Consider the following 22,365-nt stretch of genomic DNA (forward strand, 5'->3'; position numbering starts at 1 on the left):
CGCAGCAGGCAACGTTGTACACACTCCGGCGCAGTGCTCAAGACTACTGCGTGCGATGCCCATCACCCAGAATGGCGGCATGAAAACCCCTATCTTCCGTGCTGAAATCCTCACCCGGGAACGCATGCAGGCGATCATCGCCGCGCATCCACGCGCGGCGATCTTCGAAGGCTGCACGTTCGACCACGGCGACTTTTCGCGGCTGGACATGGACGGATTCCAGTTCAACCAGTGTTCGCTGGCGGGGGCGAACTGGTTGGCGGCGTCGCTGGAGGAAAGCCAGTGGAGCAAGTGCCGTGGCGCGGCGTGCGACTTCAGCTCGGCCCTGCTGAGTGACTCGCGCTTTTCGCACTGTGATCTCAACAACAGCCACTGGCGGCGCGCCACGTTGTCCTCGGTGCAGTTCCAGGATTGCAAGCTGACCGGGGCCCACCTGCAGGAGGCAGGCGGGTGGGCGTTGGAGTTCCGCGACTGCCTGCTGGTCAGCGCCGACCTGCGCGGCCTGTCGTTCCGCAAAGCGCAGCTGCACGGCCTTGATTTCTCCGACGCGGAACTGTCTGGCTGCGACTTCCGCGATGCCGTATTCAACGGCGGCAGCCTGCGCAATGCGCAGACCCGGCTCACCCGTTTCGAAGGTGCCGACCTGCGCGGCACCGACATCAGCGGGCTCAACGTGATGGATGCCAAGCTGTTCCGGAAGGCGGTGATTTCGCAGCGCCAGGCCGCCGCGGCGCTGGCCGCGTTCGGCCTGGTGGTGGCCTAGGCGCGATCGGCGGCAGCGCCGAGCCATGCTCGGCGAGATGCATCCGCGCGCCCGTTGCACGGAGCCGCCGAGCATCGCCCAAGGCGACCCACCTCACGCCAACAGGCGTTCAATCAGCCGCTGGTACAGCGCCGGCAGCTGCTCCAGGTCGTCCACGCGCACGTTCTCGTCGACCTGGTGGATACTGGCGTTGACCGGTCCTACTTCGATGCACTGCGCGCCCAGCGGCGCGATGAACCGCGCATCCGAGGTCCCGCCACCGGTGCTTTCTTCCGGCGGCGCACCGGCGAATTCGCCCAGCACCTCACGCGCCACCCGGCGCAGCGTGCCTTCCGGGGTATGGAACGGCTCACCACTGCGATGCCATTTGAGGGTGTATTCCAGCCCGTGCCGGTCCAGCAGCGCAGCGATCACCGTCTCCAGCTTGTCTGCGTTCCAATGCGGGTTGTAGCGCAGGTTGAAGTCCACCTGCAGCTGGCCGGGAATCACGTTGTTGGCACCCGTGCCCGCATGCACGTTGGACACCTGCAGGCTGGTCGGCGGGAAGCTTTCAAAGCCCTCGTCCCAGCGCCGGGCCGTCAGCTCGGCCAATGCAGGTGCGGCCTGGTGGATCGGGTTGCGCGCCTTGTCCGGATAAGCGACATGGCCCTGCACGCCCTGCACCAGCAGGCGCGCCGACAAGCTGCCGCGCCGACCGACCCGCAACAGGTCACCCAGCCGCGCAGTCGATGACGGTTCGCCGGTGATGCACCAATCGATACGCTCGCCACGTTCGGCGAACAGCCGCGCGACATGACGCACCCCATCGATCGCATCGCCTTCTTCGTCGCTGGTCAGCAGCACCGCCAGCGTGCCCGGATGCTCCGGGTGCGCGGCAACGAACTGCTCGGCCGCCACCACGAAGGCGGCCACGCTGCCCTTCATGTCGGCTGCCCCGCGGCCGTACAGCACGCCATCACGCACGGTCGGCACGAACGGATCGCTGGCCCAGTCCGCCACCGGCCCGGTCGGCACCACATCGGTGTGGCCGAGCAGTACCAGTACCGGTCCGCCGCTGCCGTGGGTGGCCCACAGGTTGTCGACCTCGCCCAGCCGCAGGTGCTCGCACTGGAAGCCAGCGGCCTGCAGCCGCGTGGCCAGCAGTTGCTGGCAGCCCGCATCATCGGGGGTGACCGACGGCCGTGCGATCAGGTCGCAGGCCAGGTCGAGCACCGCACTCACGCGCCCACTCCGAAGCGCTGCTTGAAGCCATTGTCCGAAAAGCCCTGGCTGACCGTGCCATCGGCGGTCACCACCAGCGGCCGCTTGATCAACTGCGGGTATTCGCGCAGCAGCAGCTTCCATTCGGCATCCGAACCGGCCGCCTTGCGGTTGTCCGGCAGTTGCCGCCACGTGGTGGAGGATTTATTGACCAGCGCGGGGAAGCCACCGGCCTGGCTGGCCCAGTCGACCAGGGTCTCAGGCGACGGCTTGTTCTCACGGTAGTCGACGAAGGTATACGGCACCTCGAAACGGTCCAGCCACTTGGTGGCCTTCCTGCAGGTATCGCAGTTCTTCAACCCATGCACGGTGGTGGTCATCGCGGTCAGTCAGCCAGGCCGCGCAGCAGGTCGTTGACGCTGGTCTTGCTGCGGGTACGCGCGTCCACCTGCTTGACGATCACCGCGCAGTACAGCGAATGGGTGCCGTCGGCCGAAGGCAGCGAACCGGACACCACCACGCTGTACGGCGGGATGTAGCCGTAGCTGATCTCGCCGGTGGCGCGGTTGTAGATGCGGGTGCTCTGGCTGAGGAACACGCCCATGCCGATCACGCTGTGATGGCCGACGACAACGCCTTCCACCACTTCCGAACGCGCGCCGATGAAGCAATGGTCTTCGATGATGGTCGGGCTGGCCTGCAGCGGCTCCAGCACGCCACCGATGCCGGCACCGCCGGACAGATGGCAGTGCTGGCCGATCTGCGCGCACGATCCCACCGTGGCCCAGGTATCGACCATGGTGCCTTCGCCGACGTAGGCGCCGATGTTGGTGAAGCTCGGCATCAGCACCACATCCTTGCCGAAATACGTGCCGCGGCGCGCGATCGCACCCGGCACCACGCGAACGCCGGCGCGGCGGAACTTCGCTTCGTCATAGCCGGCGAAGCGCGATTCGACCTTGTCCCAGAACGGCGCCGGGCGCGCATCGACCACCGCCATGTCGTTGACGCGGAAGTACAGCAGCACGGCCTTCTTCAACCATTCGTTGACCTTCCAGCCGCCGTGCCCGTCCGGCTCGGCGACGCGGAATTCGCCGCTTTCCAGCCCATCGATGACCCGGCCGACCAGCGGCTTGGTGGAACCTTCCAGCTCATGCAGGGTGAGCGTGGCACGGCGCTCGAAGGCGCTCTCGATGCCGAACTTCAACTCCTCCACGCCCACGGCGGGCGGCTTGCGCAGCGACTTGCGCGCGATGTTTTCCGCGCGTGCCTTCTCCGCCGGCACCTTCTTCGCAACGGCAGGCTTGGCCGCCGCCTTTTTCACCGTCTGCTTGACGGCCACGGCCTTGCCGCCGGTGCTCTTCTTGGTTGCCACGGTCTTGGCAGCGGCGCTCTGACCAGCCTTCGGCTGTTGTGAAGCTTTCTTGGTCGGCTTGGTGGCCATCAGTGGGTATCTCCGGTGTTTCGGTCTGGGTCCAGGCAGGACAGCATGGCGTCCTGCAGCTGCTGCCTGGCGGTTTCATCCAGGGGAAGGTCGTGTTCGTCAGTGATCACGAAAGTGTCTTCGGCGCGCTCGCCGAAGGTGGCGATGCGCGCGTCATGCACGCGCAGTCGCTGGTTGCGCAGCACGTGCGCCACATCGGCCAGCAGGCCGGGGCGGTCGGGCGCGACCAGGCTGAAACGGGTGCCGGCGGCATCGCCCGCTTCGTCGCGGAACTCGATGCGCGGAGCGAAGCGGAAGTGCCGCAGCTGGCGCGGGATCGCACGCCGCGAAGGACGCAACCGCGACAGGTCGCCGGACAGCGCCTCGCGCAGGGCGGCCTCGAGCCGCAGCGGGTCGCCGTCGGCGAAGCTGTCGGCCGGATTCACTTCGAAGGTATCGAAGATGGTGTCGGAGGGTCCATCCAGCACGCGCGCACGGTGGATGCCGTAGCCCTTGCGGTCAAGCGTCATCACGATCGCGGCGAACAGGCCATCCCGGTCGGGCGAATGCACGAACACTTCCAGCGCCGGGTCGTCCGGGCTGATCGGGCGCACTTTCACCAGGGTGTGGCCCTGGCGGACCGGCACCAGGGCACCGGCCTGCCACGCCAGCTGTTCCGGGCGCAGGCGGATGAAACCTTCATCGGGCATCACCGCGAACTGGCGGTTGATCGTGGCATCGTCATAGCCCTGCTCGCGCACCAGCTGGCGCACGTACTCGCGCGCCTCGATCACCCGCTCGGCAGCCGGCAGCGGCGGCTCCAGCCCTTCGCGCAGCGCGCGGCGGGTGGCGAAATAGAGGTCGGCAAGCAGCCGGTCCTTCCATGCATTCCACAACTTCGGGCTGGTGCCGGCGATATCGGCGCAGGTCAGCAGGTACAGGTAATCCAGCCGTTCGCGGCTGGCCACCAGCGTGGCGAAGCGATGGATCACCGCCGGATCGGAGATGTCCTGCTTCTGCGCGGTCACCGACATGCGCAGGTGCTGCTCCACCAGCCAGGCCACCAGATCGGTGTCGGCAAGGCTCATTTCCAGGGTCTGGCAGAATTCCCGCGCGTCCACCGCGCCGAGCTCGGAATGATCGCCACCGCGCCCCTTGGCGATGTCATGGAACAGCCCGGCAAGCAGCAGCAGTTCGGGCTTGCGCAGGCGCGGCCACACCTCATGGGCGATCGAGAAACGTTCAGCGGCCTTGCTGCTGGAAAACTCACCCATGTTCCGCAGCACCATCATCGTGTGCTGGTCCACGGTATAGACATGGAACAGGTCGAACTGCATCCGCCCGCTGACCTGGGCGAAGGCCGGTATCCACTGGCCGAGCACGCCCAGCCGCGCCATCCGTGACAGGGTATCGACCGGCCGCGGCTGGCGCAGCAGCGAAAGGAACTGCTGCCGCGTGTGTGGCCAGGCGTGCTGGTAATCCGGCAGTTGCGGCAGCGCTTCGGCCAGTGCGCGCGCAGTAAGCGAATGCAGGCCGCGCACCTGGCTGTTGTTGGCCCAGCTGGAGAACAGCGCGAACACTTCGCCGATGTCCCCGCGTGGCCAGTCCGCATCGTTGGCGGCCAGGTAACCGCGGCGCAGCGAGAAGCCGACCGTCAGCGGTTCGGGCACCGCTTCGCCATCGAACTGTTCCTCGAAGCGCTGCAGCAGCCGGTCGCTGATCCGCCGCACCACCGATGCGGCGCGGTAGAAGCCCTGCATCATTTTTTCGACGCCCAGGCTTTCCACATCGTCTTCGAACCCCAGCCGCGCGGCCAGGGTCTTCTGGTAGTCGAAGCGCAGCCGCTCTTCAGGGCGGCCGGCCACCAGATGCAGTCCGTAGCGCAGCCCTGCCAGCACCCCACGCTCGCGCTGCAGGGCCACTGCCTCGTCCGCGCCGAGGTGGCCGAGGCCGACCAGCGCCTCCAGTTCGCGCACGCCGAAGGCGCGCAGCGCCATCCAGCCCAGCGTATTGAGGTCACGCAGCCCGCCGGGGCCGTCTTTCAGGTCCGGCTCCAGGTTGTCGGCGGTATCGCCGAAGCGGGCATGCCGCGTGCGCAGTTCGTCCAGCTTGGCGAGGAAGAAGGCACGCGGCGGCCACAGCGCGCCATCGTCAATGGTCTGGCGCAGCGCGCGGCGCGCGCCTTCGGCGGCGACCAGCGGACGCGCTTCGATCAGCGCGGTCAGCACGGTCTGGTCGGCGGCGGCGTCGCGGCATTGCTGCAGCGAGCGCACTGCATGGCTTACCGGCAGCCCGCAATCCCACAGCAGCGCGAACAGGCGCGACAGCCCGGCTTCGGCGGCGTGCTGGGCCGACGTTTCGCCCAGCACCAGCACGTCGATGTCCGAATGCGGGAACAGCTCCCCGCGCCCGTACCCGCCCACCGCAAACAGCGAAAGTGCCTGCCAGGCCGGCATGCAGCGCTGCCAGGCGAGGCGGATCAGATGATCGGCGGCGCGCGCGCGCAGCGCCAGCAGGCGTTCGATCCGATCGCCCTGGTCGAAGCGGCGGTGCAGGCGCGCATCGGCCTGCTGCAGCGCCTGGCGCGCCGCGGCAGCCCATTCGGCATCGGGCACCGACGAAGCCGGCGTGTCCAGCAACGAACCCGCCGGCAACATCGTCAAGCGACCTGCGATTCGCCCGGCGACAGGGTCAGCACGTCCACGCCGGTCTCGGTGACCGCGATCATGTGCTCCCACTGCGCCGACAACTTGCGATCCTTGGTGACCACGGTCCAGCCGTCCGGCAGCACCTTGTTGTAGCGGGTGCCCTCGTTGATCATCGGTTCGATGGTGAAGGTCATGCCCGGCTGCAGCACCAGGCCCTGCCCCGGGCGGCCGTAATGCACCACCTGCGGCTCATCGTGGTAGACCTTGCCGATGCCATGGCCGCAGTACTCGCGCACCACGCTGAAGCGCTCGCTTTCGGCGTAGCTCTGGATGGCATGGCCGATATCGCCCAGCGTGGCGCCCGGCTTGACCGCACGGATGCCGCGCCACATGGCTTCATAGGTCGCATCGACCAGGCGCTTGGCCATCACCGACGGCGTGCCCACGTAGTACATGCGGCTGGTGTCGCCGTGCCAGCCATCCTTGATCACGGTGACGTCGATGTTGACGATGTCGCCGTCCTTGAGCACCTTGGCCTCGCTGGGGATGCCATGGCAGATCACGTTGTTGACCGAGGTGCATACGCTCTTGGGGAAGCCGCGATAGCCGACGTTGGCCGGGATCGTCTTCTGCACGTTGACGATGTGGTCATGGCAGATGCGGTCCAGCTCTTCGGTGGTGACACCGGGCTTGACGAAGGGCGTGACGATGTCCAGCACTTCGCTGGCCAGCCGCCCGGCCTCGCGCATCAATTCGATTTCCTGGGGGGTTTTCAGATTTACGCTCATGCCCGCCATTATCGCCGATCCGGGCCCGATGCTGAACGGGTCCGTTTCATCTGCGACAGCCGGGGTTGAGGGTCCGGCGCAGACCCGGGCAACGAAAAGTGTGACGGCCGTCGGCCACCCCTCACCCTCCGACCACGGTTTTGCGCTTATAAACGTCATGTAGCAACGCGTTCGACTGCATCGTTTCGGTTCAGGACCCTGAAGGGTCCAAGGAGATCCCGCCCATGCGCTCTTCACGTAGTTCTCGCCGTCTTGCCCTCAGTGGCCTGACCCTCTGCCTGGCCTTCGCGGCCGCCCCTGCCTTCGCGCAGAACAGCGTGACCTTCAACGTCCGCATCGCCATCACCACTTCCTGCACGATCGCCGCCGCGGCGCCGACCGACGTCGATTTCGGTACGGTCGCGTCCACCGCCACCGCCCCGGTACTGGCGCAGGGCACCATCACCGCCCAGTGCTCGGCATTGACCCCCTACTCCATCGCGCTCAACGCGGGCAGCAATGCCGCGACCGCCGGTGACGTGACCACGCGCCGGATGCGGCATACCGATGCGGCGGTGACCACCAACAACTTCGTCGGCTACCAGCTGTACCAGGACGCCGGACGCACCAACGTGTGGGGCGCGACCACCGCCACCAACACCGTGGCAGCGGTGGGCAACGGCACCCCGCAGCCCTACAACGTCTACGGCCGGGTACTCAATCCCAGCGTGAACAACGCAGCAGCCGGTTCCTACCTGGATACGGTCACCGCCACGATCACCTACTGAAGAGGGTGACCGTGATGACCCCGACCAAGCGCCGATGGGCTTCCATCGGCCTGCTGGCCCTGTGCGCGCCGATGTTTCCTGCCGCCGCCATCGCCGCCAGCCTCCAGGTAGCGCCGACCCGGCTGGAACTGCGCCCCGCGCAGACCAGCGAGGCCCTCTGGCTGACCAACACCGGCACCGCGCCGATGAAGGTGCAGATACGGGTGTTCGGCTGGCAGCAGGCCGGTGGCGAGGACCAACTGGTGGAAACCCAGGACATCCAGCCCAGTCCACCGGTACATGACCTCGCTGCGGGCCAGCAGCAGCTGGTACGCCTGGTGCGCATGGCACCGGCCGAAAGCGCCGCCCAGCAGGCCTACCGGGTGGTGGTGGACGAACTGCCGCGGCTGGACCCGGAGGCGCGCGGCATGCAGTTCGTGCTGCGCTACTCGGTGCCATTGTTCCTGCAACCGGCCGATGCCGATGGCCTGAAGCCGCGGCTGGCCGCCCGCGCGCTGCCGATGCCCGACGGCACCCCCGGCCTGGAGGTGCGCAACGAAGGCGATGGCTATGCGCAGTTGGCCGACGTCGCCATCGGCGACCCGCAGCGCCCACGCATCCTGCGCCCCGGGCTGGTCGGCTACGTGCTGCCTGGCCAGGTGATGCACTGGAACCTGGACACCGCGTCGTTGCCCGAGGCGGCCACGTTCTCGGCGAAGATCAATGGCGAACCGGCACAGACCGCGCTGCCCGCGACGCCACCGGCTCGCTGAGGCGGCCGTGCGCATCCTGCTCGGGCTCGTGCCGATCAGCGCCCAGGCGGCGGACGTGGTCGCCGCCGGCGCGATGCCCGATGCGATGCTGCCACCGCCGACTCCGCTTACTGCCAGCCAGTCGCTGTACCTGGAAGTCACCCTGAACCAGGCGCCGCGTGGCCTGCTGCCCTTCATCGACCAGCACGGCCGCCTGCAGGCCTTGCCCCAGGTGCTGCGCCAGCTGGGCTTCCCTGCCCGCGGCGAGGCGCCGGTCTACCTGGACCAGCTGGTCGGCGTGCAGGTGCGCTACGACGCCCGCATGCAGACCCTGGCCATCGATGCCCCGCTGGACCAGTTGGACCTGCCCACCGCCTCCATCGGCGCCCGGGCCAACGACATCCCCCGTGCCAGCGCCTCGCCCGGCGTACTGCTCAATTACGACCTGTACGCCACCCATGTCGAAGACCAGTCCAGCCTGGCCCTCACCTCGGAACTGCGGGTGTTCGGCGTCGGCCGCGGCACGCTGTCCAACCTCTCGCTGCAGCGCCGCTTCCAGGACGGCGATGCGCGCCGCTGGCGCAGCGAAAGCGTGCGCCTGGATACACGCTGGACGCTGGATTTCCCGGAACAAGCGGTCAGCCTGGAGGTCGGCGATTTCTACAGCGGCTTCCTGGACTGGAGCCGACCGGTGCGGATGGGCGGCATCCAGGTAGGGCGCAACTACGGCCTGCAACCCTATCGCGTGTTGTCACCGACGCCGAGCTTCCTCGGCCAGGCCGTGGTGCCTTCGAACGTGGAGCTGTACGTGGACGGGCTGCGCCAGTACAGCGGAGAGGTCCCGGTGGGGCCGTTCCAGCTGGCCACCCAGCCCGGGATCAGCGGCACCGGCACCGCGCAGGTGGTGATCACCGATGCGTTCGGCCGCAGCCGCACGGTGGATTTCGACTTCTACGGCACCCAGCAGCTGCTGGCACGCGGCCTGACCGACTGGTCGGTGGGCGTGGGGCGACTGCGCGAAGACTACGGCGTGCGCTCGTTCGCCTACGACGACCGGACCCTGGCCAGCGCCACCTGGCGCCACGGCGTCACTGACCGGTTCACGGCCGAAGCCCACGCCGAAGCCGGTGGCGGCCTGCGCCAGGCCGGCATCGGCGGCGGCTGGCTGGCGGGCCGCGCGGGCGTGCTGACCGCCGCCTATGCACGCAGCCAGTACGGCGATCTGCAGGGCGGCCAGTATTCGGTCGGCTACAACTGGAACAACCGCCGGTTCAACGTGAACCTGCTGAGCCGACGCAGCCATGGCGACTACCGCGACCTGGGCGCCCTGCAGGACAGCCTGCCGCCAGACATCACCGAACAGGCCACCTTCGGGGTCAGCCTGGAGCGCTTCGGCGCGGTCAGTGCCAGTTACCTGCGGCTGCGCCAACCGGATGGGCAGGACGACCGCTATGCCAGCCTGTTCTGGTCGCGCAGCTTCGCCCAGCGCTGGTCGGCGTATGTATCGGCCAATCAGAACCTGGGCGACAGCAGCGACCGCAGCGTCTACGTTTCGCTCGCCGCCACCCTGGGCAACAACCGCCAGGCCAGCGTGGCCGCCCAGCGCAACGGCGGCGAACAGCTGTACAGCGTGGACGTGTCACAGCCGGTACCGGGGGACGGCGGCGGCAATGGCATGGGCTGGCGGGTGCAGGCCCGGCAGGGCGACCGCGGCACCGGCGGTCTGGCCGAGGCCGGCTGGCTGACCCCTACCGGGCGCTATTCGGTGGGCGCGGTGCACGAGGGCGACAGCACCTACGGTTATGCCAACGCCGGCGGCGCGCTGGTGTGGATGGGCGGCCACGTGTTTGCCGCGCGCGAAGTCAACGATGCGTTCGCGGTGGTGTCCACCGGCGGCTTCGCCGGGGTGCCGGTACGCCTGGAAAACCGGGAAATCGGCGTCACCGACCGCAACGGCCTGTTGCTGGTCAGCCCGCTGCTTTCCTGGCAGCGCAACCGGCTGTCGATCGACACCATGGGGCTGCCGGCCGACATCGCCGCCGAGCGGGTCGACGATTGGGTCACGCCCAGCCAGGGTGCCGGGCTGGGGGTCAGCTTCGGCCTGCGTCGCAGCCGTGCCGTGCAGTTCGTCGCGCAGGACCGCGCCGGCGTCGCCTTGCCGGTCGGCAGCGTGGTCCGCTTCGGACAGCAGGGTGAGGCGCTGGTCGGCTATGACGGTGCGGTGTACCTCCAGGACCTGCCCGCCGATGGCCGCTTGCAGGTGACCACGCCGGAGGGCCCGTGCCAACTCCAAATCAGCCCGCCGCCGGTGACTGCCAGCGGCGCGATCCCGCGCCTGGGCCCGGTGACCTGCACGCCGCTGCCAGCGCAGGAGACCCGATGATCCGTGCATGGGCGGCCGCGCTGCTGGTGCTGCTGGTGCTGCTGGCCTGGCCTGGCGCTGCACGCGCGGATACCACCTGCACCGCCACCGCGTCGGCAGTGGCCTTTGGCAACATCAGCAACATGGCCGCGTCGGCCACGCCGGCCAACATGGGCGTGACCATCACCTGCACCACCGGCGGATTGACCCTGCTGGCCAACGTGCGGGTGCGCCTGTGCGTGGGCATCGGCAGCGGCAGCGCCTCCACCGCGGTGCTGCCGACCCGGCAGATGACCAACGCCACTGCAGACCCGCTGGCGTTCCAGCTGTACACCGATGCCGCCCGCCAGGTGCCCTGGGGGCTGCTGCAGGCCGGCTCGCCCCCCGCACAGGACCTGCAGCTGAGCTACGCCGCGCCGTTGCTGGGCGGCAGCGGCAGCATCACCACCACGGTCTACGGGCAGGTCCCGGCGAACCAGACACTGGCCACCGGCAGCTACAGCAGCGCCTTCACTACCGGCAATGTGACCCTGACCTACGCCTACAACGAGGTACTGCTCGGGACCCCGACCATGCCGGGCAGCTGCACCGACGCCGCGGCCACCAATCGCAAGAGCGCCAGCAACGCCTTCCCGTTCACCGCCACCGCCACCGTGCTGCCGCAGTGCGGCAGCTACCTGGTGACCGACATGGAGTTCGGCACGGCCGCAGGCCGGATCGCCACGCCGATCAACCAGACCGCCCAGCTGACCCTGACCTGCGTGCGCCGTACCGCCTTCAACGTGTCGTTGGACAACGGACTGCATGCCTCCGGCAGCACCCGACGCATGCGCCATGCGACGGCCACCACGGCGTTCATTCCGTATGAGCTGTACCGCGACAGCGCGCGGCTGCAGCGCTGGGGCAACACCGTGGGCACCGACGTGGTGGCCGGCACCGGCACCGGCGTGGCACAACAGGTCATCATCTACGGGCGCGCCCCCGCCACCACCGGCGCCCTGCCGGTGGCCGGCAACTACGCCGACCGGATCACCGTGACCATCACCTACTGACCGCGACGTGCAGGGTTCCCCGTTAAAGCCGGCGGGCGCGCAGCCGATAAGGGCTGAAGTGCAGCGCAGGGGACGACGGGATGGCAACGCGACGGGGGTACAGGGCACCAGCCATGGCGGCCTGCCTGCTGCTGGCCGGCGGCGCGCATGCCGCAACCGAAGGCCAACCGCTGCGCCTGCGGCTGGTGATCGTGGAAAGCTGCCAGGACGGCCCGCTGCCTGCAGGCTCAGCGGACGCTGCCGCACGCTGCGGCGCTCCGCACCAGCGCAGCGAGCCGGCCCGCCTGCCCGAACAGCTGCGCCAGCTGGCCCCTGACACCGACGCCACGGAAGGCAGCAGCGCACCCCTGATGGTGTTCTGATGCCTGCGGCAGGCCCACTGCGAGGACGACGGACGCTGGCCCTGCTGCTGGCCGGCTGCGCCGGCGCCAGCCAGGCACTGGAGCTGCGTCCGACCACGCTGCAACTGCAACCGGGCCAGACCCAGGCCGAACTGTGGCTGGTCAACGACCAGCCCTCGCCCTGGCAGGGTCGCATCCTCGTCCATCAGTGGGACCAGTCCAGCGGCCGTGACCGGTTGCAGCCCACCACCGCCATCGTCGCCAGCCCGGCCCTTCCGCACCTGCCAGCGGGCGCCCGCCAGCGGGTCCGGTTGGTACTGCCGTCGGCCCTGGACGCGCCGGGCGAACAGGCGTTCCGGGTGCTGATCGAGCCGTCCGACCCCCGCCTGCCGCGTTATTCGTTGCCGCTGTTCATTTCGCCACAACGCACCGTGGCCAGCGCGTTGTCGGCGCAGCTGGGCGCGCGCGGCGCCACACCCTGCCTGCGACTTCACAACCCCGGCAGCCACCGCGCGCGCCTGCAGGACCTGGCCTTCGTTGCCCCTGATGGCGCGCGGCAGCCCCTGCAGCCCGGCCTGTCCGGCTATGTACTGCCCGGCGCCACGGTGTGCTGGGGGCTGCCCGAGCGTGCCGATGGCTACGCGGGCGGCCGTTTCCAGGCCCGCCGCGACGGCACGGCAGCCGAAGACCTGGGGCCGATTGCAGCCGGCGCCAGCGCCGGTCTATAATCCCCGGATTACCTGCCGCATCCTGCGCGGGAAATCGTCCACACCGGACGTCACCGGTGAATCCACACCCATCGTCCCGATCCGTGCCGGGGTGCCCCGCAAGGGGTTCGGCCACGGAGACGATGGGGAAGCCCAACCCCGGAACCATCAATGCGCGCCCGCGCAGTCCCGCACACTTTCCGCGGGCGTCCCGCAAGGGACAACGGAGCACGCCGGTTCCCTGCCAGGAGTTTTGCAATGCCCCAGATCACCATGCGCCAGATGCTCGAAGCCGGCGTCCACTTCGGTCACCAGACCCGTTACTGGAACCCGAAGATGGCCCCTTACATCTTCGGCGCCCGTGGCAAGATCCACATCATCAACCTGGAAAAGACCGTCCCGCTGTTCAACGATGCGATGAACTTCATCTCCTCGGTTGCCCAGAAGCGCGGCACCATCCTGTTCCTGGGCACCAAGCGCAGCGCGCGTGAGTCGATCCGCGAAGAAGCCGAGCGTTGCGGCATGCCGTTCATGAACCAGCGTTGGCTGGGCGGCACCCTGACCAACTTCCGTACCGTCAAGCAGTCGGTTGCGCGCCTGAAGGAACTGGAAGCCGGCGAGAACGACGGCAGCTTCGAGAAGCTGGTCAAGCACGAAGTGCTGGGCCTGCGTCGCGAGCGCGACAAGCTGGAAGCTTCGCTGGGCGGCATCAAGGACATGAACCGCCTGCCGGACGCGATCTTCGTCATCGACATCGGCCACGAAGACATCGCCATCAAGGAAGCCAAGAAGCTCGGCATCCCGGTGATCGCCGTGGTTGACACCAACTACAACCCGGAACTGGTGGACTACGCCATCCCGGGCAACGACGACGCCATCCGTGCCGTGCAGCTGTACGCCCGTGCCGCCGCTGACTCCGTGCTGGAAGGCAAGGCCGCTGCGCCGCACGCCGCCACCGTGCGCGAAGAAGAGTTCGCCGAAGCCGCTGAAGGCGAAGAGGCCAAGCCGGCCCGTCGCGCTCCGGCCAAGAAGGCTGCGCCGAAGAAGTCCGACGACGCACAGGCCTGATCCAGGCCGCGGGTGGATGCACTGCGTCCACCCGCCCTGCCGGCCGCCCCGGGCGGCTGACAGCACCCTGTCATACGGGCCGGCCAGCATGCCGGCCCAACCCCTTTCTTTTGTGAGGTAATCCCATGGAAATCACTGCTTCCCTGGTCAAGGAACTGCGCGAGCGCACCGGCGCCGGCATGATGGAATGCAAGAAGGCGCTCGTTGAGAACAACGGCGACATCGAAGTCTCCATCGAAGCGCTGCGCAAGTCCGGCCTGGCCAAGGCTGACAAGAAGTCCGACCGCGTTGCCGCCGAAGGCGTCATCGTGGCCGCCCAGGAAGCCGGCAAGGCCGTGCTGGTCGAGATCAACTCCGAAACCGACTTCGTCGCCAAGGATGAGAACTTCACCAACTTCGCCAAGTCGGTGGTCGACGTTGCGCTGTCCTCCGGCGCTGCCGACATCGATTCGCTGAAGGCCGCCAAGCTGGCTTCGGGCGACACCGTCGACGAGACCCGCGCTGCGGTCATCGCCAAGGTCGGTGAGAAGGTCGACGTGCGTCGCATCGTGCGCCTGGAAAGCAGCAACAATGTGGCGGCCTACGTCCACGGCGGCCGCATCGGCGTGCTGGTGGAACTGGCTGGCGGCGACGCCGAGCTGGCCCGTGGCCTGGCCATGCACGTGGCCGCGATGAATCCCCCGCACAACAAGGCGTCCGACGTTCCGGCCGACTTCGTTGCCAAGGAGAAGGAAATCGAGCTGGCCAAGATGACCGACAAGGACAAGGCCAAGCCGGCTGACATCCTGGAGAAGATCATCAGCGGCAAGATCGCCAAGATCGTCAACGAAGTCACGCTGTACGGCCAGCCGTACGTGCTGAACACCGACCAGACCGTCGAGCAGGTGCTGAAGGCTGCCGGCGCCGACGTGGTGGGCTTCAAGCGCCTGGCCGTTGGCGAAGGCATCGAGAAGGTGGTGGAAGACTACGCCGCCGAAGTGATGAAGCAGGCCGGCCTGGCTTGATTGCCGGACTGACCTGATCCACGGAGAAGCCGCGCCCTGCGCGGCTTTTTCGTTTTCGCGCCGGGGACGCACGACGCGCGGGCGGGACCGCCTTTGCGTTATGCGGCGATCGCGCCGATACTTCTTCCGGGGGAGTTCGTTGGGTGCAAGGGGCAATACGCAGATCTGTGACGGAACCCTCATCCCGCCACACATGAACGAACGACCCGATATGCCTCCCGAGCTGACAGCTGTCCTGGCGCTCTGCCGCAATCTCCCGTCGCCTCCCGGCATCGCGCTGCGCATCATCGAACTGGCCCAGGATCCCGAAGCGGACCTCAGCACGGCCGCCGACATCATCGCCATCGACATGGCGCTCAGCGCGCGCATGCTGCGCATCGCCAATTCGCCGCTGTACGCCAGCCGCCGCCGGATCGACAACCTCGGCCAGGCACTGACCATGCTGGGCCTCAATGCCACGCTCACCCTCGCGCTGGGTTTCACCCTCACCCAGGGCGTGGTCGGCGCGCCGGGGGGCCGCGAACAGGACCTGCGCGAACGCGCCTGGCGCCGCAGCATCCTCAGCGCGCTGGCCGCCAGCCAGCTCGGCCAGGCGCGCGGCCTGCGCCGGCTGGAAGAGCTGATGCTGGCCGGCCTGCTGCAGGACATCGGCGTGCTCGCCCTGGCCCAGTCCCATCCGGATACCTACCTGCCGTTGCTGCGCGATGCCGGCAGCAATGCTGCCCTGCTGGACGCCGAACGCGCGCAGCTGCAGTGCACCCATGCCGAGGTCGGCGCCTACATGGCCGCGCAGTGGGACCTGCCGCGCTACCTCAGCGAAGCGATCAGCCACAGTGAAGACACGGCGCTGTCCGAGGACGTGTTCCAGGCCTGCGTCCAGCTGTCCGGCATGGTGGCCGACATCTGGCTGGACAGCGACCCGGACGCCGCACGCGAGCGTGCGCTGGAACAGGTCCATGCGCGCCTGCAGCTGGACAGTGCGCAGTTCGACCAGGTGCTGGCGCAGATCAGCGAGGCCCTGCCCACCATCGCCAGCCTGTTCGACACCTCGCCAACCACCCCGGCGCGCGTGCAGCTGCTGATCGACCACGCGCAGGAGCTGGCCACGCTGCGCAACCTGCGCCAGATGCAGGACGCCGAGCAGGCGCGGCGCCGCGCCGACGAGTTCGAAGCGCGTGCCAACCGGCTGTCCGAACAGGCCCACCGCGATGCCCTGACCGGCGTGCTCAACCGCCGCCAGCTGGAAGCGGTGCTGGAACAGGAATTCCTGCGCGCCACGCGGCATGGCTGGCCGCTGTCGGTCGCCTTCATCGACCTGGACGACTTCAAGAAGATCAACGATGCGCACGGCCACCTGACCGGCGATGAAGTGCTGCGCGAGTTCGCCGGCACGCTGCAGGGGCAACTGCGCACCAGCGACACGGTGGCACGCTTCGGCGGCGAAGAGTTCGTCGCGCTGCTGCCCAACACCACCGAATCGGTCGCCCTGGATGTGATCCGCCGCGTGCTGGCGCGCATCGTGTCCACCCCGATGGCGATGCTGGAAGGCGGGCCGCTGTTCATCACCTTCTCCGCCGGCGTGGCGACCCAGGGCGGCTATGAGCGCTTCGCCGACGTGCAGGGACTGCTGCGTGCGGCCGACGATGTGCTGTACCGCTCCAAGAACCTCGGCCGCAACCGGGTGATCGCCCGTTCTCCCGGCGACGGCGCGGTACCGCTGCCTCCACTGGAAACGCCCACCGTCGCCTGAACCACGGCAGCGGCCACACGCTGGTGCGACGGGCCTGGCGCGGGGCCTTGCGCGAAATAACTACAGCAGCGCCTCGCTTGCCAGTAGAATCTGCCGGGAATTCACGCACCCTGAGGTCCCCCATGTCCAAGCTCGCCTATCGCCGAATCCTGTTGAAACTTTCCGGGGAGGCGCTGATGGGGGACGAGGACTACGGCATCGACCCCAAGATCATCAACCGCCTGGCCCGTGAAGTGGTCGAAGCCCAGCAGGCCGGCGCGGAAGTGGCACTGGTGATCGGTGGCGGCAACATCTTCCGCGGCGCCGGCCTGGCCGCAGGGGGCATGGACCGCGTCACCGGCGACCAGATGGGCATGCTGGCCACGGTGATCAACGCGCTGGCCATGCAGGACGCGCTGGAAAAGGTCGGCGCCAAGGCCCGCGTGATGAGCGCGATCAAGATAAACGACGTGTGCGAGGACTACATCCGCCGCCGCGCCATCCGCCACCTGGAAAAGGGCCGCCTGGTGATCTTCGCCGCCGGCGTCGGCAGCCCGTTCTTCACCACCGATTCGGGCGCCGCCCTGCGCGCCATCGAAATCGGCGCGGACCTGCTGCTGAAAGCCACCAAGGTCGATGGCGTGTACGACAAGGATCCGAACAAGCACAGCGATGCGGTGCGCTTCGACAGCCTGACCTACGACGAAGTGATCATCCGCGGCCTGGAAGTGATGGACACGGCGGCCTTCGCCCTGGCGCGCGACAGCGACCTGCCGATGCGCGTGTTCGACATGGGCCAGCCGGGTGAACTGCTGAAGATCCTGCACGGCGAGAACATCGGCACCCTGGTCAGCGGCCGCAATCCCGCCGCCTGAGCGCCGGATGCATGACCGGGGCCCTGCGGTCCCGGCTGGGCGCCTATTCGCCTATAATCGCCCGATTCCAGTAATACCCAGGACCGGGCGATGCTCAACGACATCAAGCAGAACGCGCAGACGCGCATGGCCAAGAGCATCGACGCTCTGCGCCACACCCTGACCACCATCCGCACCGGCCGCGCCTCGCCGGCGCTGCTGGACGGCATTTCCGTGCTGGCCTATGGCTCGCAGTCGCCGCTGGCCAACGTGGCCACCATCAGCGTCTCCGAAGGCCGCTCGCTGGTGATCTCGGTGTTCGACAAGTCGCTGGTCTCAGCGGTCGAGAAGTCGATCTACGCCTCCGACCTGGGCCTGACCCCGACCGTGGTCGGCACCGTCATCCGCCTGAACCTGCCGCCGCTCACCGAAGAGCGCCGCAAGGAACTGGCCAAGACCGTGGGCAAGGAAGGCGAGGAGACCAAGGTATCCATCCGCAACATCCGCCGTGATGCCAACCAGGAAGTGGCCAAGCTGCTCAAGGACAAGGAAATCACCGAGGACGACAAGAAGCGCGCCGAGGACGATATCCAGAAGCTGACCGACAACAGCATCAAGGACGTGGACAAGGTCGTTGCGGAAAAAGAAAAGGAACTGATGGCGGTCTGAAGCCGATGCCTTCAGCCCCGCCCCCGCTGCCCAGCGCGCTGCCGCGCCACGTTGCCATCATCATGGATGGCAACGGGCGTTGGGCACAGCAGCGCCGCCGTCCGCGCATGATCGGCCACCGTGCCGGCGCACGCGCGGTCAACCGCACCATCGACCGCTGCCTGGAACTGGGCATCCCGGCACTGACCCTGTTCGCGTTTTCCAGCGAAAACTGGGGCCGCCCGGATGACGAAGTACAGGCGCTGATGAAGCTGTTCCTGCACGCGCTGGATCGCGAAGTGGACGAACTGCACCGGCGTGGCGTGCGCGTGCGCTTCATCGGCGAACGCGAGCGCTTCGGCGCCTCGCTGGTCAGCCGCATGCAGCTGGCCGAACAGCGCACCGTGGACAACACCGCGATGACCCTGTCCATCGCCGCCAGCTACGGCGGCCGCCAGGACATCGCGCGCGCCGCGCGTACGCTGGCCCAGCAAGTGGCCGCCGGCCGCCTGTTGCCCGAACAGATCGACGAAGACCTGCTGGGCAGCCACGTGGCGCTGGCCGACATGCCGGCCCCGGACCTGTTCATCCGCACCGGTGGCGACACCCGCATCAGCAACTTCCTGCTGTGGCAGCTGGCCTACACCGAACTCTGGTTCACCGATGTATTGTGGCCGGACTTCGATACCGACCAGCTGCAGCGCGCGCTGGACACCTACGCCGGGCGGGAGCGCCGTTTCGGCCTGACCAGTGCCCAGATCGCTGCCCTGGCCACCGAGACGTCCAGCCCATGACCAAGACCCGAGTCCTCGCCGCGCTGATCATGGCGCCGGCGGCCATTGCCGCGATCCTGCTGCTGCCCAGCCAATGGCTGGCCGCCGCCGCTGCCGCGGTGTTCCTGATCGGCCTGTGGGAATGGCTGAAGCTGGCCGGCGTGGAAGATACGCTGGCCCGTACCACCCTGCTGCTGCTCAACCTGGTGCTGATGGTGCTGGTGGTCTGGGACCGCGACGCCTCGCTGTTCCTGTTCCGCGTGGCCGCGCTGGTCGGCGTCGGCTGGTGGCTGCTGGCCCTGCTGTGGCTGCGCTTCTTCAATTTCGGTGCGCAGCCGGACAGTCCGGCGCGCGCCCTCAAGCTGCTTGCCGGCACCCTGGCGATCCTGCCTGCGTGGGCCTCGCTGGTGCTGCTGCATGCGTCCAGCGACCAGGGCCACCTGTGGCTGCTGACCGCGCTGGCCGTGGTCTGGGCCGCCGATTCGGGCGCCTATTTCGCCGGCCGCACCTTCGGCAGGCACAAGCTGGCCCCGCGCATCAGCCCCAACAAGACCTGGGAAGGCCTGTTCGGCGGGCTGCTCGCCGGCCTGCTGGTGGCCACCGTGTTCGGCCTCGGTTTCGGCGTGGATGCCTGGCAGCTGGTCACCCCCGCGCAGCTGCCCTGGCTGCTGCTGGTGACCGTGGTGGCGGTGTTCGCCTCGGTGCTTGGTGACCTGTTCGAGAGCCTGCTCAAGCGCCACGCTGGCGCCAAGGATTCGGGCCACATCATTCCCGGCCATGGCGGCGTGCTGGACCGCGTCGACGGCGTACTGGCCGCATTGCCGGTGTTTGCCATCGGCAAGGAAATCTTCGGACTCTGACCATGCATGCTGCCCCTGCCCTGCGCCGTGTCGCCGTGTTCGGCGCCACCGGCTCGATCGGCGCATCGTCGCTGGACGTCATCGCGCGCCACCCGGACCGCTTCCAGCCGACCGTGCTGGCCGCCGGCACCCAGGTCGATGCGCTCATCGCGCTGTGCCGTGTCCACCGTCCGCTGCACGCGGTCATTGCCGATGAGGCGCTGTACGCGTGCCTGCGCGATGGCCTGCGCGAGGCCGGGCTGGGCACCGCCGCGCACGCCGGCAGCGCCGCGCTGGACGCGCTGGCCGCCGGCGATGACTGCGATACCGTGATCGCCGCGATCGTCGGTGCCGCCGGGCTGTCCTCCACGCTCGCCGCCGCTGCGGCAGGCAAGCGGATCCTGCTGGCCAACAAGGAATCGCTGGTGCTGGCCGGCGAGCTGCTGATGCACACCGCGCAGCAGGCCGGCGCGGAGATCATCCCGATCGACAGCGAACACAGCGCCATCTTCCAGTGCCTGCGCTCGCGCGATGCCAGCCTGGAAGGCGCAGGCGTACGCCGCATCCTGCTGACCGCGTCCGGTGGCCCGTTCCGTGGCCGCAGTCGCGCCGAACTGGAACAGGTGACCCCGGCGCAGGCCGTGGCCCATCCGAAATGGTCGATGGGCCCGAAGATCTCGGTGGATTCGGCCACCCTGATGAACAAGGGGCTGGAAGTCATCGAAGCCCACCACCTGTTCAACGTCCCGGCCGCGCGGATCGAGGTGCTGGTACACCCGCAGAGCCTGGTCCATTCGCTGGTCGAGTTCATCGATGGCTCCACCCTGGCCCAGATGGGCCTGCCGGACATGCGCACCACGCTGGCCGTGGGCCTGGGCTGGCCGCAGCGGATCGACGCCGGAGTCGGCGGGCTGGACCTGCTGCTGCAGGGACGTCTCGATTTCGAAGCCCCCGACACCGATGCGTTCCCGTGCCTGGCGCTGGCCTGGCAGGCGATGCAGGCCGGTGGCACTGCCGCGGCCGTCCTCAATGCCGCCAATGAAGAAGCCGTTTCAGCGTTTCTTCAGGGAAGGATAGGCTTCCTGACCATTCCCGCGCTTGTGGATAACGCTCTGTCAACACTGCCGGTCGAGCCTGCCGATACACTGGGCGGCCTGCTCGCCGCCGACCAGCGTGCCCGCCTGCTCACCCGGACTGCCATCGAAGCCCTCTGAATGCCCTGCCCCGCCACCACCGCCGTGCGCTGCCATGACTGAGTTCCTCGGATCGGTATGGTGGATGATCGTCAGCCTGGGCCTGCTCGTGACCATCCACGAGTTCGGGCACTACTGGGTTGCGCGCCGCTGCGGGGTCAAGGTGCTGCGTTTCTCGGTGGGCTTCGGCAAACCGCTGTGGTCGCGCCGCGACCGCCATGGCACCGAATTCGCCATCGCCGCCATTCCGCTCGGTGGCTACGTGAAGATGCTGGACGAGCGCGAGGTGGAGGTGCACCCCCACGAGCGTGGACAGGCCTTCAACCACAAGACCGTCTGGCAGCGCATCGCGGTGGTGGCGGCCGGTCCGCTGGCCAACCTGCTGCTGTGCATGCTGCTGCTGTGGGCGATGTTCGTGATCGGCAAGCAGGATTATTCCGCCACCGTCGGCCGGGCGACCGGCATGGCCCAGGCCGCCGGCCTGCAGGGCGGCGAGCGCATCCTGTCGGTGGATGGCCGCAGCGTGGCCACCGTCGGCGAAGCCAGCATGGCGCTGACCGCCGCCGCCATGGACCGCCACGATGTCACCCTGCAGGTGGTCGACGCCCAGGAACGCCAGCACCAGCGCGTGCTGCCGCTGTCCCAGCTGCCGGCCGGCTTCGACGAACGGCGGGTCGCCCCGCTGGCCGGGGTCAACTGGCAGTTCTGGCTGCAGCCGGCGCTGGTGGACCGGCTGGTGGACGACTCCGCGGTGCGCGGGGTGTTGCAGCCCGGCGACCTGATCGTGGCGGTGGACGGCGAGCGCATCGATGCCGCCGACCAGGTGTACCCGGCCGTACAGGCGTTGGGCAAGCGCGGCGGTGCCGGGATGATCGACGTGCTGCGCGGCGGCGAGCGGCTGGCACTGGAAGTCACCCCCCGGCAGGGCCTGGACGGCAACCGGCAGCCCATCTGGCAGCTCGGCATTGGTTTTTCCGAGTCCCATGCCCCGGCCTACGACACCGTACTGAAGTACGGCGCCTTTGCCGCCGTGCCCGTGGCCATCCGGGAAACCGGGCGCATGGCCGCCGATTCGCTGGGCATGATGCGCCGGATCGTCACCGGCAGCGCCTCGCTGCAGAACGTTTCCGGCCCGGTCACCATCGCCCGGGTGGCCAATGTTTCCGCGCAGCGCGGGCTGGATTGGTTCCTCCAGTTCCTGGCCCTGCTGTCGCTGAGCCTGTGCATCATCAACCTGTTGCCCATCCCCGTCTTGGACGGAGGGCACCTGCTGTATTACCTTATCGAGTTGGTCAAGGGCAGCCCGCTCAGTGAGCGCGCCATGGCCGCCGGGCAGTTCGTTGGCCTGGCGCTGCTGGCAGGGCTGATGGGATTGGCGTTCTACAACGACATCCTTGGCCTGGTCACCCGATGAACCTGGGCTCCTTGATGAACTTTTTCCTGCTGTCGCCGTCTACACGTCGGCATCCCGCATC

Annotated in this window: 21 protein-coding genes; 16 read left to right on the plus strand and 5 right to left on the minus strand. The window is 68.2% G+C overall.

Features of this window, described 5'->3' with window-relative positions; genetic code table 11:
* Window positions 1-79 precede the first annotated feature (79 nt).
* Window positions 80-763, plus strand: coding sequence for a pentapeptide repeat-containing protein (locus tag RTX79_RS17220; RefSeq protein ID WP_312685006.1), 684 nt, complete (start codon window positions 80-82; stop codon window positions 761-763).
* 93 nt (window positions 764-856) lie between these two features.
* Here RTX79_RS17220 and dapE read toward each other — a convergent pair whose 3' ends face one another.
* From dapE to map, 5 genes are read right to left on the minus strand one after another with little or no spacing between them, the layout of a single operon-like run.
* Window positions 857-1,984, minus strand: a complete 1,128-nt coding sequence (dapE, locus tag RTX79_RS17225; RefSeq protein WP_312685007.1) for a succinyl-diaminopimelate desuccinylase — start codon at window positions 1,982-1,984, stop codon at window positions 857-859.
* On the minus strand, window positions 1,981-2,343 hold the full coding sequence (locus tag RTX79_RS17230) for a Spx/MgsR family RNA polymerase-binding regulatory protein (protein ID WP_309687026.1): 363 nt from the start codon (window positions 2,341-2,343) through the stop codon (window positions 1,981-1,983). Before RTX79_RS17230 ends, dapE begins: the two co-directional genes overlap by 4 nt.
* Before the next feature lie 5 nt (window positions 2,344-2,348).
* A complete protein-coding gene (gene dapD, locus RTX79_RS17235) occupies window positions 2,349-3,407 on the minus strand; it encodes a 2,3,4,5-tetrahydropyridine-2,6-dicarboxylate N-succinyltransferase (RefSeq protein ID WP_312685010.1) in 1,059 nt (352 codons plus the stop codon).
* The gene (locus RTX79_RS17240; RefSeq protein ID WP_312685034.1) at window positions 3,407-6,043 is read right to left on the minus strand and encodes a [protein-PII] uridylyltransferase; all 2,637 of its coding nucleotides are present in this window, start codon (window positions 6,041-6,043) and stop codon (window positions 3,407-3,409) included. The genes dapD and RTX79_RS17240 overlap by 1 nt, the downstream gene beginning before the upstream one ends.
* A 2-nt stretch (window positions 6,044-6,045) precedes the next feature.
* Complete coding sequence (gene map, locus RTX79_RS17245; RefSeq protein WP_042613845.1) at window positions 6,046-6,822, minus strand: type I methionyl aminopeptidase; 777 nt, start codon at window positions 6,820-6,822, stop codon at window positions 6,046-6,048.
* Window positions 6,823-7,046: 224 nt separating this feature from the next.
* On the opposite strand from map, the gene RTX79_RS17250 reads away from it, so the two are divergent.
* From RTX79_RS17250 to rseP, 15 genes are all read left to right on the plus strand, one after another.
* On the plus strand, window positions 7,047-7,589 hold the full coding sequence (locus RTX79_RS17250) for a Csu type fimbrial protein (RefSeq protein ID WP_057507866.1): 543 nt from the start codon (window positions 7,047-7,049) through the stop codon (window positions 7,587-7,589).
* A 14-nt stretch (window positions 7,590-7,603) separates the two neighbouring features.
* Window positions 7,604-8,341 (plus strand): fimbrial biogenesis chaperone, encoded by a 738-nt coding sequence (locus RTX79_RS17255; protein ID WP_312685013.1) that lies wholly within the window; start codon window positions 7,604-7,606, stop codon window positions 8,339-8,341.
* Complete coding sequence (locus RTX79_RS17260; RefSeq protein WP_428696032.1) at window positions 8,292-10,703, plus strand: fimbria/pilus outer membrane usher protein; 2,412 nt, start codon at window positions 8,292-8,294, stop codon at window positions 10,701-10,703. The genes RTX79_RS17255 and RTX79_RS17260 overlap by 50 nt, the downstream gene beginning before the upstream one ends.
* Window positions 10,700-11,734: a Csu type fimbrial protein gene (locus tag RTX79_RS17265; protein ID WP_312685015.1), complete on the plus strand. Its 1,035-nt coding sequence runs from the start codon at window positions 10,700-10,702 to the stop codon at window positions 11,732-11,734. Before RTX79_RS17260 ends, RTX79_RS17265 begins: the two co-directional genes overlap by 4 nt.
* 113 nt (window positions 11,735-11,847) lie before the next feature.
* Complete coding sequence (locus tag RTX79_RS17270) at window positions 11,848-12,096, plus strand: hypothetical protein (RefSeq protein ID WP_312685016.1); 249 nt, start codon at window positions 11,848-11,850, stop codon at window positions 12,094-12,096.
* Entirely contained in the window at window positions 12,096-12,803 is a 708-nt protein-coding gene (locus tag RTX79_RS17275) for a fimbrial biogenesis chaperone (RefSeq protein WP_312685017.1), read from the plus strand. The genes RTX79_RS17270 and RTX79_RS17275 overlap by 1 nt, the downstream gene beginning before the upstream one ends.
* A gap of 237 nt (window positions 12,804-13,040) precedes the next feature.
* Entirely contained in the window at window positions 13,041-13,850 is an 810-nt protein-coding gene (gene rpsB / locus RTX79_RS17280; RefSeq protein WP_042613841.1) for a 30S ribosomal protein S2, read from the plus strand.
* Between the two features lie 125 nt (window positions 13,851-13,975).
* Window positions 13,976-14,854 (plus strand): translation elongation factor Ts, encoded by an 879-nt coding sequence (tsf, locus tag RTX79_RS17285; RefSeq protein WP_057507860.1) that lies wholly within the window; start codon window positions 13,976-13,978, stop codon window positions 14,852-14,854.
* A 211-nt stretch (window positions 14,855-15,065) separates the two neighbouring features.
* Window positions 15,066-16,604: a sensor domain-containing diguanylate cyclase gene (locus RTX79_RS17290; protein WP_057507859.1), complete on the plus strand. Its 1,539-nt coding sequence runs from the start codon at window positions 15,066-15,068 to the stop codon at window positions 16,602-16,604.
* A gap of 122 nt (window positions 16,605-16,726) precedes the next feature.
* Window positions 16,727-17,458, plus strand: a complete 732-nt coding sequence (gene pyrH / locus RTX79_RS17295) for a UMP kinase (RefSeq protein WP_057507858.1) — start codon at window positions 16,727-16,729, stop codon at window positions 17,456-17,458.
* A 90-nt stretch (window positions 17,459-17,548) separates the two neighbouring features.
* Complete coding sequence (gene frr, locus RTX79_RS17300; protein ID WP_057507857.1) at window positions 17,549-18,106, plus strand: ribosome recycling factor; 558 nt, start codon at window positions 17,549-17,551, stop codon at window positions 18,104-18,106.
* Window positions 18,103-18,879, plus strand: coding sequence for a polyprenyl diphosphate synthase (gene uppS / locus RTX79_RS17305; protein ID WP_428696033.1), 777 nt, complete (start codon window positions 18,103-18,105; stop codon window positions 18,877-18,879). The genes frr and uppS overlap by 4 nt, the downstream gene beginning before the upstream one ends.
* Window positions 18,876-19,718: a phosphatidate cytidylyltransferase gene (locus tag RTX79_RS17310; RefSeq protein ID WP_057507855.1), complete on the plus strand. Its 843-nt coding sequence runs from the start codon at window positions 18,876-18,878 to the stop codon at window positions 19,716-19,718. The genes uppS and RTX79_RS17310 overlap by 4 nt, the downstream gene beginning before the upstream one ends.
* Window positions 19,719-19,720: 2 nt before the next feature.
* A complete protein-coding gene (gene dxr / locus RTX79_RS17315) occupies window positions 19,721-20,911 on the plus strand; it encodes a 1-deoxy-D-xylulose-5-phosphate reductoisomerase (RefSeq protein WP_312685023.1) in 1,191 nt (396 codons plus the stop codon).
* A gap of 34 nt (window positions 20,912-20,945) precedes the next feature.
* Complete coding sequence (gene rseP / locus RTX79_RS17320; protein WP_057507853.1) at window positions 20,946-22,304, plus strand: RIP metalloprotease RseP; 1,359 nt, start codon at window positions 20,946-20,948, stop codon at window positions 22,302-22,304.
* Window positions 22,305-22,365: the final 61 nt, after the last annotated feature.

It is taken from the genome of Stenotrophomonas chelatiphaga (assembly GCF_032054965.1).
Taxonomy (GTDB): Bacteria; Pseudomonadota; Gammaproteobacteria; order Xanthomonadales; family Xanthomonadaceae; genus Stenotrophomonas; species Stenotrophomonas chelatiphaga.